This window comes from Amphiplicatus metriothermophilus (assembly GCF_900199215.1).
GTDB classification, from domain to species: Bacteria; Pseudomonadota; Alphaproteobacteria; order Caulobacterales; family Parvularculaceae; genus Amphiplicatus; species Amphiplicatus metriothermophilus.
Map to the genome: position 1 here is coordinate 399,518 of NZ_FZQA01000002.1, position 14,988 is coordinate 414,505.

Genomic DNA, 14,988 nt, shown 5'->3' on the forward strand with positions numbered 1-14,988 from the left:
CTAGCGCGCCGACGGCGAACGCCGTTAATAGGCGGGTCGGGCCGCTCTCGCAACCCCTCATGACAAAAAATGTACGTCCGATCCCGCCCGTCCAGCGGATCCCGGAACGGACCCATTTCCTTCATAGCCGACGCGCGCGGGCGGTTCCGCCCTACGCGCGCCGCAAGCTTCCGCCAATCGGCGGACGAAGGCAAGCTTATTTGAGCTCGACCTTGGCGCCGGCCGCCTCAAGCTTCTTCTTGATTTCCTCGGCTTCAGCCTTCGGCACGCCTTCCTTGACGGCCTTGCCGCCGGCCTCGACGAGGTCCTTGGCCTCCTTGAGGCCGAGGCTGGTGATCGCGCGCACTTCCTTGATCACGTTGATCTTGCTCGCGCCGGCGTCGACGAGGATGACGTCGAACTCGGTCTTCTCCTCGGCCGCTTCGGCCGCCGCGCCCGCGCCCGGCATGGCCGCCGCCACGACCGCGCCCGCAGCCGGCTCGATGCCGTACTTCTCCTTAAGGATGTTCTTCAGTTCAGCCGCCTGCAGCAGCGTCAAGCCGACAAGTTCTTCCGCCAGTTTGTTGAGATCAGTCATTTTTCGGTTCCCAGTTTCAAAGCGTGATTGCGAATCGGGGCCGCCAGGCGAAACGCCTTATGCGGCTTCGCGCTTCTCCAGAGTCTCCAGAACGCCGGCGATCTGCGCGCCGGGCGCCGTAACCGCGCCGACCAGATTGGCAGCCGGCGACATGATGGTCTGCACGATGGAGGCGAGCAGCTCCTCGCGCGAGGGCATGGCGGCGAGCGCCTTGACGCCTGCGTCGTCGAGGGTCTCCTCTCCCATCGCGCCGCCAAGGATGGCCAGTTTGGGATTCTTCTTGGCGTAGCTGTCGACGGCTTTCGCTGCCGCGACCGGATCTTCGGAGTAAGCGATGGCGGTCGGCCCTCTGAAAAGATCGGCGATCTTTTCGCTGGGCTTTCCGGAGATGGCGATCCTGGCGAGGCGATTCTTGACCACCTTCATGTTCGCGCCCGCCTTGCGAAGCTCGCCGCGCAGCTCGGACATTTCGGCGACCGAGAGGCCGCCATTGGCGACCACAACGACAGCGTTCTTGTCGAACACGCCGCCGATCCACTCGACCATCGCCGCCTTTTGGGCTCTGTCCATCGGACGTTTCCCTTCCACGGTCCTGCATGGGCGAGACCGGCCCATCCGGTCCCGCCAAGGGCGAAACGCCTGAAAGATGCGGGAGACCTAAAAAAGGCCCCGCGCCGATCAGGCACCGGAGCCTGTCCAGAAGGTCGATGGACGGCGCGTCGACCCTCCGTCGGAGGGAACCGGGCGACGATCCTTCTTCCCGTCTATGCGGGAGATTAAGCCGGCCGACGCCGGCGCCCGCAGTCTCGGACAGGCGGCCCGCCGTTTCCGGCGGACGCGCGGGCGTCATACAGCCGCCAGCGGGAATTGCAAGACCCTATTTGCACGCCGCTCCTTTCGCGGACCGGCCTCCCGGGAATAGCCCAGGGCTCGCGGAGCCGCCGCCTGCTCCCAGGCCGGCGAGCGAACGCCGGGCGAGCGCGGAAAGAACCGGCGGGCCGGCCCAACGCTCCAGTTGACCTGCAGCCAAGATGCGTTTTGCACCAGTATTAAGGCTTTAACGATGCTGCTTGCTTCAGACTTCGTGCTGTATATGCATGAAACGGGGAACGCAACTTGCATGAATGTCTACGCTTATTGGAGAGGGATGTTCGCGCCTTGAACCAACAGATCCCGTCTCTTGACGGCATCCGGGCTGTCTCGGTCCTTGTCGTTCTGCTGGCCCATGCAGGGCTTGGCCATGTCGTGCCGGGCGGCTTCGGCGTGACCACGTTTTTCTTCCTGAGCGGCTACCTCATCACCCGGCTTTTCATCGAGGAGCGCGCACGAGAAGACCGTATCGACATTAAAGGCTTTTATCTGCGCCGGGCGATCCGGCTGACCCCGCCGCTCATCATTACGCTGGCTGTCGTTTACGGGCTGCAATCCGTAGGGGCGGCGCCTGGCGGCGCGCATCCCTCTCCGCTGTTGTGTCAGGCGCTATACTGTTTCAATTACTACCAGCTCCACGGCTCGTTTCCCGGCGCGATCGTCCCCGGCACAGGTGCTATGGTCTCTCGCGGTAGAAGAGCATTTTTACCTCGCCTACCCCTTCGCGTTCCTGCTGATGACAACCCGCTGGCGCGCCGGCGCGCTGATCTTCATGGGCCTGCTTGCGCCCCTCGTTCTCAGACTTCTCAAATATCATCTTCTCGGCGTTTCGCCGCACGCGATATACATCGCGACCGATACGCGGATCGATTCCATTCTGTTCGGCTGCGCGCTGGCTTTGCTTGAGCGGTCTGCGGCGACGGCCCGCATTTTTCCGCAAGCGCCGTTCTTGCGGTGGACGATCCTCTGCTCGGCGCTAGCCATCCTGTGCTTCACCTTTCTCTACCGCGACCCGGCGTTCAGGGCGACTTTTCGCTATACGCTACAGGGACTCGCTTTGATGCCGCTCTTTCACTATGCCGTCCGTATGCCCCGCATGTTTCCTTTTTCCATCCTCAATACGCCCGCGATGCGCTGGATCGGCGTTCGTTCGTATACGATGTATTTGATACACTTCGTTGCAATTCAGATGCTGATAGATTACGGCGTTGCGAAGAATGATACCTTCACGCTTCTGGTCGTCGGAAGCATGGTTACAACGGTTTATGCGGCTGTCATGTATCGCTATGTCGAGAGCCCTCTCGCGCGGCTTCGCAAATCGCTTCATAAAAGGCGCGCGCCGCCAGCCCCATCCACAACATCGCACTACAGGAAAGAGCAATGCTTTGGCGCATGATTCTCCTTTCCGCTGCGCTCGTCGCGGCTGCAGAGCTGTTGTTGCGCTTCGGAGTCGGGCTCGGCGAACCGCCGCTTGCAGAGACTGATCCCGAGATCGAGTATCTCCTCGCGGCCGACAAAACCTATCGCCGGTTCGGCAATCACATCAGCATCAACGCGCACCGCATGCGCGCGCCGGAATTTCCGGCACGAAAACCAGCCGACGAATGGCGGATCATGCTGATCGGCGACAGCGTCGTCTATGGCGGCCATCACGTCTCGCAGGATGAGACCATCGCTGCGCGCCTTGCAGAAACTCTACGCCAAGAACACCCCGACTGCGCCATACTCGTCGGCGCGATCGCAGCGTCGAGTTGGGGACCCGTGAATGAGCTTGCGTTCATCCGACGCTACGGACTTTACGACGCCGACGACGCCGTAATCGTCGCTTCGAGCCACGATCTCTACGACGTTCCCACCTTTCGTAACGATCTCATCCCCTATCGCCTGCGCCCGCCTGTCGGCGCGCTCGGCGATGCCGCTGAAGCCGCGCTGCAACGCTTGCGAGCGCGGTTTTTCCCGCCGCGGATCGAAGTCGCCCCCACTGAGGTCAGAAAAGCTCAGTCCCTCGACGCGCTCGCGAACATGCTCGACGAAATCGCGGCACGCGGTGCGAAGGGGATCTTTTATTTCCACCCGACGACACGCGAGGTCGGCTCTCCCGATCGGGCGCGCCGGGCGATTGCGGCCTTCTTCGACGTCGCCGAGAAGAAAGGCGCCATGACGATCGATCCCATGCAGGCCTATCGCCGCGCCGGCGAGGCCGGCCGGCCGGTCAATGCAGACGGCATTCATCCAGACCCTGAGGGCGCGGCGCTCATTGCAGCCATCATCGCCAGCGCGCTTTCGCCGCCCGCCGGACTGCCCTGCGCCGCCTCCGAAGCGACAGATCTTTCAGCCGGTGGGAAATGAAAAAGCCCGGCGGGCCGCCGGGCTTTTCCCCATGATATGAAGCGTCGCTTCAGACCGACACCGAAGACGGCTCGATTCTGACGCCCGGCCCCATGGTCGAGGAAACCGAGATTTTCTTGATATATGTCCCCTTCGCGCCGGAGGGCTTGGCCTTGGCCACGGCGTCGATGAAGGCGCGCACATTCTCAGCGATCTGCTGCTCGGAGAAGCTCGCCTTGCCGACCCCGGCGTGGACGATGCCCGCCTTCTCGACGCGGAACTGCACCGAGCCGCCCTTGGCGTCCTTCACAGCCTGCGCGACATTCGGCGTGACCGTGCCGACCTTCGGGTTCGGCATAAGGTTGCGTGGCCCGAGAATTTTGCCGAGCCGGCCGACCAGCGGCATCATGTCCGGCGTCGCGATCACGCGATCGAAATCCATGAAGCCGCCCTGAATCTTCTCGACCAGATCTTCGGCCCCGACGATGTCGGCGCCGGCCTGGCGGGCTTCTTCCGCTTTCGGGTCGCGCGCGAACACGGCGACGCGCACCGTGCGGCCCGTGCCGTTCGGCAGCGCCACGACGCCGCGTACCATCTGATCCGCATGACGGGGATCGACGCCGAGATTGACGGCGACTTCGATAGTCTCATCGAATTTCGCCCTGGCGTTCTCCTTGATGATTTTCGCCGCTTCTTCGACCGTATACGTCCTGTTCCGGTCTACGTTCTCGCGGATGGCGCGCAGTCTTTTTCCGATCCTGGCCATGACTTACTCCACCACCTCGAGACCCATGGAGCGCGCCGAGCCCATGATGATTTTCGTCGCCGCGTCGAGGTCGGTCGCGTTGAGATCCTTGAGCTTGGCTTCGGCGATTTCGCGGCACTGCGCGACGGTCACCGTGCCGGACTTGGCCCGGCCGGGCGTCGAGCCGCCTTTTTGAATCTTCGCCGCCTTCATCAGATAGTAAGACGCCGGCGGCGTCTTCATCGCGAAGGTGAACGACTTGTCGGAGTAAATCGTGATGACGACGGGGACGGGCATCCCCTTTTCCATCTCTTGCGAGGCGGCGTTGAACGCCTTGCAGAACTCCATGATATTGAGACCGCGCTGGCCGAGCGCGGGACCGATGGGGGGCGACGGCGTCGCCGAGCCCGCCGGCACCTGAAGCTTCAGGTAGCCTGCGATTTTTTTCGCCATGACAGCCTTCCTGCGTCGCGCCGGCCCGCGCCGTTCTTACAGCGAAGCCCGGCTGGTTGAAGGGTCGCGGTGCGGCCCGGCGTGGACTTCCGCCGGCGGCCTCCCGCGAGGGAGCGTCGCCTTTAGCCGATGCCCGCCCGTTCTGCAAGCGTTGACGCCCGCCGCAGCAAGCTTGGCGGGACGAGTCGTATCTCGAGCTGACGGGGGCCGCCTGCGTCAGGCGTTTGCGCCGATCGAAAAAGGCGGATGAACCCTATAGGGGACTCGAGCCCATCCGCCGATACGCAACAAAATCTACTCTACGCAACGAAAACATACGCGCGCCGGCTATTTACGGCTTATGCCGCCGTCCGGAGTAGTTATGTTATAAATTTACATACCCGGCCGACCTATGCGCGTCAAGGGCGCGGCGCTCCCGTTTACGGAGAATGCGCGGACAGGACCTCGTCGCCGCCGGGGAGCGCGCGGTCAAGGCGGCCGGCCGCAAGAAACGCATGCGGCCGGCCGTCGACGATACGAGCCCGCGGCGGTCGGGGAGAGAGATATAGGGAGAAACCGCCTACAGACCCGCCGATTAACGCGATGACGCGATTTCGGCGAGCTTTGTCTCGCACGCGATTACGCGCACAGCGCGGCGAGGATACGGCGGAAGAGTGACTTAACTCGCCTTCTCAACTTGGCTGAATTCCAGTTCGACAGGCGTGGCGCGTCCGAAGATCGACACCGCGACCTTGAGCCGCGCCGTATCCTCGTCGACGTCTTCGACGACACCTGAAAATGACGCGAACGGACCATCGACCACGCGCACGTTCTCGCCGATCTCGAAGGTGATCGTGGAGCGGGGCCGCTCGGCGCTATCCTCGACGACGCCGCGAATGCGGTCCACCTCTTTTTGGCTGACCGGCATCGGCTTCTTGCCGGAGCCGAGAAAGCCCGTGACCTTCGGCGTTTCCTTCACGAGATGATAGGTGTCGTCGTTGAGCACCATTTTGACGAGCACATAGCCCGGGAAAAACCGGCGCTCGGTCGTGACCTTTCGCCCGCGTCGCACTTCCTGCACGTCTTCGGTCGGCACGAAGACCTCTTCGATGAGCGCTTCAAGGCCCTTTTCCTTGGCGGCCTGCCTGATCGCCTCCGCCACCTTCTTTTCGAAGTTGGAATAGGCGTGGACGATATACCATTTGGGTTCCATGGCCGGATTCCGTCGCGTGTGAATGTTGAAAGCTATCGGTCGAGCGGAACGCAGTCGATCGGCAGGATCGTGCACACCGCGAAACGCAGACCCTGATCCACCAGGAAAAAGAACAGCGCCATGATCGCCACCATGATGAGCACCATGACGGTCGAAATCAGCGTCTCGTTACGCGAGGTCCAAGTGACCTTCAGCATTTCGGCGCGGACCTGTTGAATGAATTCGAGCGGGCTCGTTTTCTTTTTCTTGCGCGAGACTTCCTCAGCCTTGCCTTCAATGGTCTCGGCGCCGCCCGCAGGCTTTTTCTGTCTGGCCATAACCGCCCTTTTCTCCGCTCCGGACAAAGGTCCCTCGCGCGCCGGACCGACGCTGCTTCGCCTTTAGTCTTTTTCGGATGATGGGCCGTACCTAAACCTTTTCGGCGCGGCGTCAAGAGACCGCAGGCGAAAGCGCGGCGGACATGCGCCGGCCTGGCAGGGGCAGAGGGACTCGAACCCCCGACCCTCGGTTTTGGAGACCGATGCTCTACCAGCTGAGCTATACCCCTAGGCCGGGCGTCTTCAATAAGACCGCCGCCGGCGAGGTTCAATAGACGCCGCGCCCTGTCAAGAACTTATCAACGCGGAACCTCGACGCCACCCACATGAATTTCGCCGCCGCCGGCGCGTGAAAGGCGCCCCTCGACCGCGCCGAAACGGGCTTCCGCCGAGCCGAAAAGCCGCAAGTCGGGGCGCACCGCCGTCCCTTCGAACTGCACCAAGCCCGACCCGTCGATCGTCGCCTTGAGCGTGTCCGCCCGCCCCGCCTGGATCATCACCGCCCCTGAGCCGGCGATGCGCGCGGTCAGCGGTCCGTCCAGACGCGCGCCCCGCACGGTCCCCGAGCCGGCGATCGACACGTCGAGCATCCCGCCTATCTCGCCGAAGACCACGTCGCCCGGGCCCGCTATGTCAATGTCGGCCATCGCCGCCTTGCCGGCGCGCAGGTCTGCATCGCCGGAAATATCGGCTTCGAGCGCGCCGGCGACGTCGCCGATCACCAGCCGGCTGCCCTCGACAAGGCTGATAACGGCCTCGCCGAGATTTCCCGTTTCGCCATAGACATAGCAGCCGTCGAGATCGAGCGCGCCGTCGAGCGCGTCCATCCGCAACCTGACCCGGGCGTCGACGAAGGCAGCATCCCCCTTGCGGGGCATTGTCACCTGGATGGTCGGATGGTCGGCGAAGAACGCCTCGTTCACGGGCGCGCCTGTCGAAGCGGTTCGTCCGCGGCGCGGATCGACGCGGCGCAGGATGCGCGCGTTGCAGCAGTCGCGCGTTTCCTCCTCACGCCATTTCTCGCCGACGACACGTACGGTCCCGTCCTCAAGCATGAGCTGCAGAGGAGCATGGGTCTTGCCCTGACGGATGACGACGTCGGTCTGCGACCCGTTATTCGTAACGATCTCCACCGTTCCGACCACGTTCTCGAAGCGGATGCTTTGCGCCTCGAAGCGCGCCGCAGCGGCGCTCGCCTGTATGACCGCCGCGGCGAGCATGGCGGCGAAAGCGGTCTTGCGAAGCATCGGCGGCCCTCCCCTAGCCCGCGCCGCCTCAGGCGCGGCTGGAATTGGTCTTTCAGGATATAGCAAAAACCGGACCGGTGCCCCTTTCAGGCGGAATCCTGGCGCGCGACGATGTTTCCGACGGCGCCGGCGGGCGAATTGTGCTTGGTTGCGCGCCAATGAGCGAGTTTTTCCACATGGGCGGGCATGCGGCCTTCGTCTGGCCGGCCTACGCCGTTTCGGCGCTGGGGCTCGGCGGGCTCGCCTTTTTCATCTGGCGGCGCGACAGCCGGGTTCGCGCCCGCCTGCGCGCGCTCGAAGAACGGCGCGCGGAAAACCCCCGCGGCGAGGCGTGATGCGCACGGCCGCCCGATTCGCCGTCGGCCTCCGGCTGGAGGACGTCGCCGTGGCGCGCGGCGGGCGAACCATTCTCGCCGACGTCTCGCTCACGCTTGCGCCGCGCGAGACGCTGTTAGTGAAAGGCCGCAACGGCGCCGGCAAGACGACGCTGCTGCGCGCGATCGCAGGGCTTTTGCCAGTCGAGCGCGGCCGCATCGCGCTGACCAACGCCGGAAGCGAAGCGCAAGACCGGCGCGGCCACGCCATATACGCCGGCCACGCCGATGCGCTGAAGCCAGCCCTGACCGTGCGAGAAAACCTCGCCTTCTGGGCGAAGCTCCACCGCGCCCCCATAGCGCGGATCGAGGAGGCGCTCGCCGCGCTTGATCTCGCATCCCTCGCTGACCAGCCCGCGGCACGGCTTTCGGCCGGACAGAAGCGGCGGGCGGGACTGACGCGCCTCGTCCTCTCCGGCAAGCCGCTCTGGCTGCTCGACGAGCCGGCCGCTGCTATCGACGCCGACTCCCTCGCTCGGCTGACCGGGCTTGTAAAGGCTCACTGCGACAAAGGCGGCGCGGCGATCATCGCCACCCACGACCGGATCTCGCTGCCAAGCGCGCGCGCCGTGATAGTGGGACCGGAGGCGACGGCGTGAGCGGGCTCGTCGCGATCGTGGCGCGCGATGTCGTGCTCGCCCTGCGCGCCGGCGGCGGGGCGGTGCAGGCCGCGCTCTTTTTCGCGCTCGCAGTTCTTGTCTTCGCGCTCGCGGTCGGGCCGGACCTCGACACGCTCGCCGAGCTCGCCGCGCCGGTCCTGTGGACCGCGGCGCTGCTTTCAACCCTGGTCTCGCTCGACAGAATCTTTCAGGCGGATTTCGAGGACGGCTCGCTCGACGTGATGATCGAGACCGCCGACCTTCTGGAGCTCGTCGTCCTGGCCAAGGCCGTCGCCCACTGGCTGACCTCCGCCCTGCCGCTCATTATCGCCGCGCCGGTCCTCGCGCTCCTGCTCAATCTCCCGCAGGAAGGCTACGGCCCGTTGCTGCTGTCGCTCGCCATCGGCACGCCGGCCTTGTCCTTGATCGGCGCGCTCGGCGCGGCGCTGACGCTGGGGATGCGCCGGGCGGGCGCTCTCGTGTCGATCCTTGTCGGTCCGCTTTACGCGCCGACGCTTATTTTCGGCGTCGGCGCGGCGAAAGCCGGCCTTGAGGGCGCGCCGAGCTATGGGCCTTCGCTCCTTCTGCTTGGCGCGGTCACGCTTTTCGCCGCGGCGCTCGCACCCCTTGCAGGCGCCGCCGCGATCCGCTTCAACATGCGCTGAACCATGGTCACGGAATACGCCAACCCCGAGAAGTTCTCGCGTCTCGCGCGGCCGTTCATTCCGGCGCTCGGCGCGATGTCGGTGCTGCTGTTCACGGCGGGGCTTTATTACGCTCTGTTCAATTCGCCTGCGGATTATCAGCAGGGGGAGACAGTGCGTATCATGTATGTCCACGTGCCGGCGGCATGGATGGCGTTGTTCTGCTATGCGGCGATGGCCGGCGCTTCGGCAGCGGGCTTCATCTGGAAACATCCGCTCGCGGATGTCGCAGCAAAGGCCACCGCGCCCATCGGCGCGGTGTTCACCGCCCTCGCCCTTGTCACCGGCTCGCTCTGGGGCAAGCCGATGTGGGGGACATGGTGGGCGTGGGACGCACGCCTCACCTCCGTGCTGATCCTGTTCTTTCTCTATCTCGGCTATATCGCGATCTGGGAGACGGTCGAGGAACGCGCGCGCGCCGCGCGGCTCGCCGCGATCGTCGCCATCGTGGGCGCTGTGAATCTGCCGGTCGTAAAATTCTCCGTTGACTGGTGGAACTCGCTGCATCAGCCCGCGAGCGTTTTCCGGGCGGGCGGGCCGACGATCCACGAGTCCATGCGCCCGCCGCTTTTTTTCATGGCGTTCGCTTACATGACGACCTACGGCGCGCTGCTGCTCGTCTCCATGCGCGCCGAACTCGCCGCGCGGCGGCTCGCGCGGCTCGAAACGCTGGCGACGGAAAAAATCTCCGGAGTGCGCCCCGAATGACCCGCAAGCAAAAACGCCTCGCCCTTCTCGCCGGCGTCTTCGCCGTCGCCGCCGGCGGAGTGGCGCTGGTGTTGACGGCGCTCGGCCAGTCGGTCGCCTATTTCTACACCCCCGCGGACCTCTCGCGTCTGGCCGCGCCGCCTTCCGGGCTCATCCGTCTCGGCGGACTCGTGGAGGCCGGCAGCGTCGAATATGCGGAGGGCGGTGCCGCCGTGCGTTTCGTCGTGATCGATGAGTTTGCGCGCACGCCGGTCTTTTACCGCGGCCCCCTGCCGGATCTTTTCCGCGAAGGCCAGGGCGTCGTCACGCAGGGCCGCCTCGTCGACGGCCGGCTCGAAGCCAGCGAAGTGCTCGCCAAGCACGACGAGACCTACATGCCCAAGGAGGTCGCCGACGCGCTGAAAGAGCAAGGACGCTGGAAGGAAGAAGGCGGCGCTTACAAACCTTAGGCAGGCCCCTTCATCCACGCGCGGATTTTCTCCGCCCCGAGCTTCGCCGCGGGCGGGCCGTCGACCGCCAGGCTCGCCAGAAGCCTCGGAAAGGCTTCGAGCTGCTCGGCGCGCGCCTCGCTCTCCCTGAGAAGCGGCGCGACGGCGCCGGCGAGATTGCGCGGCGTGCATGCGCCCTGAAGAAGCTCGGGCGCGACATAGTCGCCGGCTGTGACGTTCAGGATGGTGACGAAAGGCGTGATCATGACCCGCCGCGCCCAGAAGGCGGTGAGCGGATCGAGTTTGTACGCGACCGCCATCGGCGTGTGATTGATCGCAAGCTCGGTCGTCACCGTGCCGGATTTCGCGATCGCCGCAGTGGCAGCGGCGAAGGCGTCATAACGCTCCTCCGGCTCGACGAGCGTAACCGGAACAGGCCAGCGGGCGGCTTTCCTCCGCACGCGCTCGGCGACGGCCGGCGCGAGAGGGATGCAGAAGCGCAGATCAGGGGTGCGTTCTGCGAGCAGCTTCGCCGCCTCGGCAAAGACAGGCATGAGACGGTCGATCTCTGAGCGCCGGCTGCCGGGAACGAGGACGAGCAGCGGCGCATCGCCCATTTCATGTCGGCTCCGAAAGGCGCCGCCGTCCCCGCGCGCCGCCCAGGCGGCCTGAAAGTTCGGATTGCCGATGAAGGCGGCGCGCACGCCCGCCTCCTGAAAAATCCTGGGCTCGAAGGGCAACAGGCACAACACTCCGTCGAAATGTTTCCTGACGAAACCGACCCGGCCCGGTCGCGACGCCCAGACCTGCGGGGCGCCGAGCTTGAAGAGCTTCGTCGACGGCGCGCGTTTTTTCAGTCGGGTCGCGCAGAGCCGAGAGAAACCCCAGCCGTCGATGAAGATGATCGCGTCGACCCGTTCGCTTTCCGCCAGGCGCACGATTTCCGCCGCGCGCCGCAAGGCTTCAGGCCCGGCCCGAACCGAATCCGTAAGTCCCATGACCGACAGGGCGTCGATGGGAAACAGGCTCTTGAGCCCTTCGCGTTCCATCAGCGGGCCGCCGCATCCTTCGAACAGGGTCTCAGCGGAAAAGAGCGGCCTCAGCTCGCGCAAGAGCGCCGCGCCCAGCGCATCCGCCGACGGCTCTACCGCGACAAGCAAGATCCGCTCCGGCGACGCGGCCCAGTCGATCGGAACCACCTTGCCGCTCACGGCGCGTGCGTCTCCTCTGGATCGAACCCATAGAGAAACAGGCCGAGCCTGTCGGCTTCGGCGATCGTCTCGGCGGCGTCGATGACGAGCGCGCCATCGGCCTCGACCGCGATTCCTGCAAGGCCGGCGGCATGGGCGCGCCGCACCGTCTCAATGCCCACGGTCGGCATATCAATGCGCCGGTCCTGGCCCGGCTTGGGGCGCTTGACGAGAACGCCGCGCGCGCTTCGCGCCGCGCCCTGAGGGACCGGAGCCGATGCGCAGCGTGCGAGCATTGCATCAGTGCCTTCTGCAGCCTCGACCGCAAGCACGAGCCCCCCCGCGACGACAGCGCCCTGGCCGGCGTCGAACGGGCCGAGCGCCGCGATCAGGGCCGCCGCCTTGCGCATATCGGCGAGATCGTCCGCAGACGGCGCATAGGCGCCCATGACGCCCGCTGGCGCAGCGAGCTCGTCAAGCGCCTCTTGCGCGCCGACGACGCGAAATCCTTCGGCGGCGAGTTCAGCGACCAGCAGATCGAGCAGCGCGCCGTCGCCGCGAGCCGCCGCGGCGACAACTCTCGGCAGCAACGCCGCGCCTCGCCAGTCGAGCCTGAGACTTTTGAAGTTCGGCCGGCGGACGAGGCCGGCCAACACCACCCGTTCGCAGCCTTCCCGCCGCAGCGCCTCGATGATCCTGCCGGCTTCGCCGAGACCGCAATCCTCCCCGGGGAAAGCCGTCAGCGCCGCGTCGGCGCATCCTGCGAGGCGGATGACGCAAACTCCCTCGCCGCGACGCGTGCAGCCTTCTACAATGCGCAAAGGAAGCGCGCCGCCGCCCGCGATGACGCCGAGCTTGCCGCGGCCCGCCATCGCCGTCAGCGCGCCGCCGCCATAATGGGCCGGCGCGACTCCGTCTTGATGAAGGCGATGATCCGCATGATCTCTTCGCGATGGGCGTAGCGTCGCTCCGCCTCGGCGAGACGCTCCTGAAACGCGCCCTCGCCTGCGAACAGCAGGCGAAAGGCCGCCCGCATCTCGTGTATGACTTCGCGGGAGAGGCCGCGGCGCTTCAGGCCGATGATATTGAGCCCTTCCAGGCGGGCGTGATTGCCCACCGCCGAACCGTAGGGAATGACGTCGCCCGTCACCGCAGCGCAGCCGCCGATGAAGGCGAAGGCGCCGATGCGGCAATGCTGATGGATCGCGCAAAGCCCGCCGAGAAAGGCGCCGTCCTCCACGACGACATGCCCGCCCAAAGTGGCGTTGTTGGCGAAGATCACGTCATTTCCGACAATGCAATCATGCGCGATATGGGCGCCGGTCATGAAGTAGCCGCGATCGCCCACGCGCGTCAGGCTGCCGCCGACGGGCGCGCCGATGTTGATCGTCGTATGTTCGCGGATGACGTTGTCTGCGCCGATGACAAGGCGCGTGTCCTCGCCGCGATAGCCGAGATGCTGGGGCGGCCCGCCCAGAACGGCGAAGGGATGAACGATCGTCCGCGCCCCGATCTCCGTACGGCCTTCGACGACGACGTGCGAGAGGAGCCGGACGCCGGCTGCGACCTTCGTGCGCCCCCCGACGCGGCAATAAGGGCCGACCTGCGCTGTCGGGTCGATTTCGGCGCCGTCTTCGATGATGGCCGTCGGATGGATGCCCATATGCCTGCCGTCGCGGAACTGAATTAGGCGGAAGCCGAAGAGGCCAGCATCGCGGCGAAATCCGCCTCAGCGGCGCGCTGGCCGTCTACGGTTGCGACGCCTTCGAACTTCCATACGGGCGGCCGGCGATGGGCAGTGCGCACGTGAATAAGCAATTGATCGCCGGGCGTGACAGGCCGGCGGAACCGCGCCCTGTCCACCCCCATGAAGAGAACGATTTTGTTTTCGACGTCGAGCTGTTCGGTGTAGGCGGCGTAGGCGGCGGCGGCCTGGGCCATCGCCTCAATGATGAGCACGCCGGGCATCACCGGCTTTTGCGGAAAGTGGCCCTGAAAGAACGCCTCGTTATAGGTGACGTTCTTCACCCCTACGGCGCCCTCGCCCGGCCGTATGTCCGTCAGCCGGTCAATCATCAGCATGGGGTAGCGATGCGGCAGAAGCTGCATCAGCTCCTCCACCGAGAGCATAGTCTTTCCGGGTTCAAGCGCCATCGTCTTTCGCTTTCTGTCTTGTCTCTCCAGCGAGCTTCGAGAGAGTCGCCGTTTCCCGGAACCACGTTCGAAACGGGCGGGCCGGATAGCCGCCCCATTTCTCCCCGGCCCCGACGTCGCGCATGACGCCGGAGCCTGCGGCGATCTGGGCGTCATCGCCGACTCTGACATGGTCGGCAAGGCCGACTTTTCCGCCCAGCATCACGCGCGCGCCGATCACGCAGCTTCCAGAAATTCCGACCTGCGCGGCGATGACGGTAAAAGGTCCGATGCGGACGTTGTGGCCGATCTGGACGAGGTTGTCGATCTTGACGCCCTCGCCGATGACCGTATCGCCCAGCGCGCCGCGGTCGATGGTCGTATTCGCGCCGATCTCTACGTCGTCGCCGACGATCACTCGGCCGAGCTGCGGCATTCGGACGAGCCCGTCCGGCGAAGGAACGAAGCCGAATCCCGCCTGGCCGACCCGCGCACCCGGCAGCACGGCGACCCGTGCGCCCAATAGCGCGTGGGTGACGCAGGCCGCCGCTTCAATGCGGCTGTCTTCGCCGATTTCTACGCCGGGTCCGATCGCCGCATGCGGACCGAGAAAAGCGCCGGAGCCTATACGCGCGCCGGCGGCGACGACCGCCGTTTCGTGAATGTGCGCGCCGGGGGCTATTTCCGCTTCCGGATGGACGCCGGCCTTGAGATTGAAACGACGCTCACGGCAGAGGCGGGCGGCGAGGCGCGCGAAGCCGAGCCGCGGCGTCTTGGCAAGCCCGATCGCGCCTGACAAGCGAAGCGCCGACGCAAGCTCGGGCGGCGCCAGGCAAAGGCCGACGGGTTTGGCTCCCAGCTTTTCGGCCGCTTCGCGCGTTTCGACGAAGACGAGCGCTTCGGCGAGGCATTCTTCGTCGATGTCGGCGGCGCGCGTTACAAGGCCGCCTTCCGCAAACAATTCCGCGCCAGCGAGTCGAGCGGCTTCTTGAACCGACAACGGATCGGCGGCGATGTAAAAGCGCGGATCGGCCATAAACGCGGTTCCGGTTATCCGCCGCGGGCTCACCTTGGCGCCGCAACGATCTCGCTCGCCAGAACGCCCTGCTAACGGAACGCTCGC

The 14,988-nt window shown here is 65.4% G+C and carries 19 protein-coding genes, 1 tRNA gene and 1 pseudogene; 8 read left to right on the forward strand and 13 right to left on the reverse strand.

Features of this window, described 5'->3' with window-relative positions:
• Positions 1–196: 196 nt before the first annotated feature.
• Together rplL and rplJ are read right to left on the reverse strand one after the other, a co-directional pair.
• Entirely contained in the window at positions 197–577 is a 381-nt protein-coding gene (rplL, locus tag CHB64_RS06650) for a 50S ribosomal protein L7/L12 (RefSeq protein ID WP_089411812.1), read from the reverse strand.
• A 57-nt stretch (positions 578–634) separates the two neighbouring features.
• Entirely contained in the window at positions 635–1,147 is a 513-nt protein-coding gene (gene rplJ / locus CHB64_RS06655; protein WP_089411813.1) for a 50S ribosomal protein L10, read from the reverse strand.
• A gap of 588 nt (positions 1,148–1,735) precedes the next feature.
• On the opposite strand from rplJ, the pseudogene CHB64_RS15745 reads away from it, so the two are divergent.
• The 3 genes and pseudogenes from CHB64_RS15745 to CHB64_RS06670 form a co-directional block, all read left to right on the forward strand.
• Positions 1,736–2,017: pseudogene (locus CHB64_RS15745) on the forward strand (acyltransferase family protein); the annotation flags it as partial.
• A gap of 52 nt (positions 2,018–2,069) precedes the next feature.
• Complete coding sequence (locus CHB64_RS06665) at positions 2,070–2,843, forward strand: acyltransferase family protein (protein ID WP_268802337.1); 774 nt, start codon at positions 2,070–2,072, stop codon at positions 2,841–2,843.
• Positions 2,828–3,796: an SGNH/GDSL hydrolase family protein gene (locus CHB64_RS06670; RefSeq protein WP_089411815.1), complete on the forward strand. Its 969-nt coding sequence runs from the start codon at positions 2,828–2,830 to the stop codon at positions 3,794–3,796. The genes CHB64_RS06665 and CHB64_RS06670 overlap by 16 nt, the downstream gene beginning before the upstream one ends.
• A gap of 49 nt (positions 3,797–3,845) precedes the next feature.
• On the opposite strand, the gene rplA is transcribed toward CHB64_RS06670, so the two are convergent.
• The 6 genes from rplA to CHB64_RS06700 all read right to left on the reverse strand — a co-directional run bounded on the left by rplA (position 3,846) and on the right by CHB64_RS06700 (position 7,729).
• Positions 3,846–4,541: a 50S ribosomal protein L1 gene (gene rplA, locus CHB64_RS06675; RefSeq protein ID WP_089411816.1), complete on the reverse strand. Its 696-nt coding sequence runs from the start codon at positions 4,539–4,541 to the stop codon at positions 3,846–3,848.
• A 3-nt stretch (positions 4,542–4,544) separates the two neighbouring features.
• Positions 4,545–4,973, reverse strand: coding sequence for a 50S ribosomal protein L11 (gene rplK / locus CHB64_RS06680; RefSeq protein ID WP_089411817.1), 429 nt, complete (start codon positions 4,971–4,973; stop codon positions 4,545–4,547).
• A 658-nt stretch (positions 4,974–5,631) separates the two neighbouring features.
• On the reverse strand, positions 5,632–6,165 hold the full coding sequence (gene nusG, locus CHB64_RS06685; RefSeq protein WP_089411818.1) for a transcription termination/antitermination protein NusG: 534 nt from the start codon (positions 6,163–6,165) through the stop codon (positions 5,632–5,634).
• 32 nt (positions 6,166–6,197) lie between these two features.
• Positions 6,198–6,482 (reverse strand): preprotein translocase subunit SecE, encoded by a 285-nt coding sequence (gene secE / locus CHB64_RS06690; protein ID WP_089411819.1) that lies wholly within the window; start codon positions 6,480–6,482, stop codon positions 6,198–6,200.
• Between the two features lie 154 nt (positions 6,483–6,636).
• Positions 6,637–6,712 (reverse strand) — tRNA-Trp (locus CHB64_RS06695).
• Between the two features lie 69 nt (positions 6,713–6,781).
• Positions 6,782–7,729: a head GIN domain-containing protein gene (locus CHB64_RS06700; RefSeq protein ID WP_089411820.1), complete on the reverse strand. Its 948-nt coding sequence runs from the start codon at positions 7,727–7,729 to the stop codon at positions 6,782–6,784.
• Positions 7,730–7,887: 158 nt separating this feature from the next.
• On the opposite strand from CHB64_RS06700, the gene ccmD reads away from it, so the two are divergent.
• Genes ccmD through ccmE form a run of 5 tightly spaced genes read left to right on the forward strand, consistent with a single transcriptional unit; the run spans position 7,888 to position 10,563 of the window.
• The gene (ccmD, locus tag CHB64_RS06705; RefSeq protein WP_089412021.1) at positions 7,888–8,064 is read left to right on the forward strand and encodes a heme exporter protein CcmD; all 177 of its coding nucleotides are present in this window, start codon (positions 7,888–7,890) and stop codon (positions 8,062–8,064) included.
• Entirely contained in the window at positions 8,064–8,702 is a 639-nt protein-coding gene (ccmA, locus tag CHB64_RS06710) for a heme ABC exporter ATP-binding protein CcmA (protein ID WP_089411821.1), read from the forward strand. The genes ccmD and ccmA overlap by 1 nt, the downstream gene beginning before the upstream one ends.
• Complete coding sequence (gene ccmB, locus CHB64_RS06715; protein ID WP_089411822.1) at positions 8,699–9,367, forward strand: heme exporter protein CcmB; 669 nt, start codon at positions 8,699–8,701, stop codon at positions 9,365–9,367. Before ccmA ends, ccmB begins: the two co-directional genes overlap by 4 nt.
• A 3-nt stretch (positions 9,368–9,370) precedes the next feature.
• A complete protein-coding gene (locus CHB64_RS06720) occupies positions 9,371–10,114 on the forward strand; it encodes a heme ABC transporter permease (RefSeq protein ID WP_089411823.1) in 744 nt (247 codons plus the stop codon).
• Positions 10,111–10,563 carry a cytochrome c maturation protein CcmE gene (gene ccmE / locus CHB64_RS06725; RefSeq protein WP_089411824.1) on the forward strand — a complete coding sequence of 151 codons (453 nt, stop codon included), beginning with the start codon at positions 10,111–10,113 and terminating at the stop codon, positions 10,561–10,563. The genes CHB64_RS06720 and ccmE overlap by 4 nt, the downstream gene beginning before the upstream one ends.
• Here the strand turns inward: ccmE and lpxB are convergent.
• The 5 genes from lpxB to lpxD are packed head-to-tail and all read right to left on the reverse strand — an operon-like array spanning position 10,560 to position 14,901.
• Positions 10,560–11,753, reverse strand: coding sequence for a lipid-A-disaccharide synthase (lpxB, locus tag CHB64_RS06730; protein WP_089411825.1), 1,194 nt, complete (start codon positions 11,751–11,753; stop codon positions 10,560–10,562). The two genes, ccmE and lpxB, sit on opposite strands and share 4 nt — an antisense overlap.
• Positions 11,750–12,604 carry an LpxI family protein gene (locus tag CHB64_RS06735; protein WP_089411826.1) on the reverse strand — a complete coding sequence of 285 codons (855 nt, stop codon included), beginning with the start codon at positions 12,602–12,604 and terminating at the stop codon, positions 11,750–11,752. The genes lpxB and CHB64_RS06735 overlap by 4 nt, the downstream gene beginning before the upstream one ends.
• A 5-nt stretch (positions 12,605–12,609) precedes the next feature.
• Positions 12,610–13,395, reverse strand: a complete 786-nt coding sequence (gene lpxA / locus CHB64_RS06740; RefSeq protein WP_089411827.1) for an acyl-ACP--UDP-N-acetylglucosamine O-acyltransferase — start codon at positions 13,393–13,395, stop codon at positions 12,610–12,612.
• A 23-nt stretch (positions 13,396–13,418) separates the two neighbouring features.
• Positions 13,419–13,886, reverse strand: coding sequence for a 3-hydroxyacyl-ACP dehydratase FabZ (gene fabZ / locus CHB64_RS06745; RefSeq protein ID WP_089411828.1), 468 nt, complete (start codon positions 13,884–13,886; stop codon positions 13,419–13,421).
• Positions 13,876–14,901: a UDP-3-O-(3-hydroxymyristoyl)glucosamine N-acyltransferase gene (gene lpxD, locus CHB64_RS06750; protein WP_089411829.1), complete on the reverse strand. Its 1,026-nt coding sequence runs from the start codon at positions 14,899–14,901 to the stop codon at positions 13,876–13,878. Before lpxD ends, fabZ begins: the two co-directional genes overlap by 11 nt.
• Between the last annotated feature and the right edge of the window lie 87 nt (positions 14,902–14,988).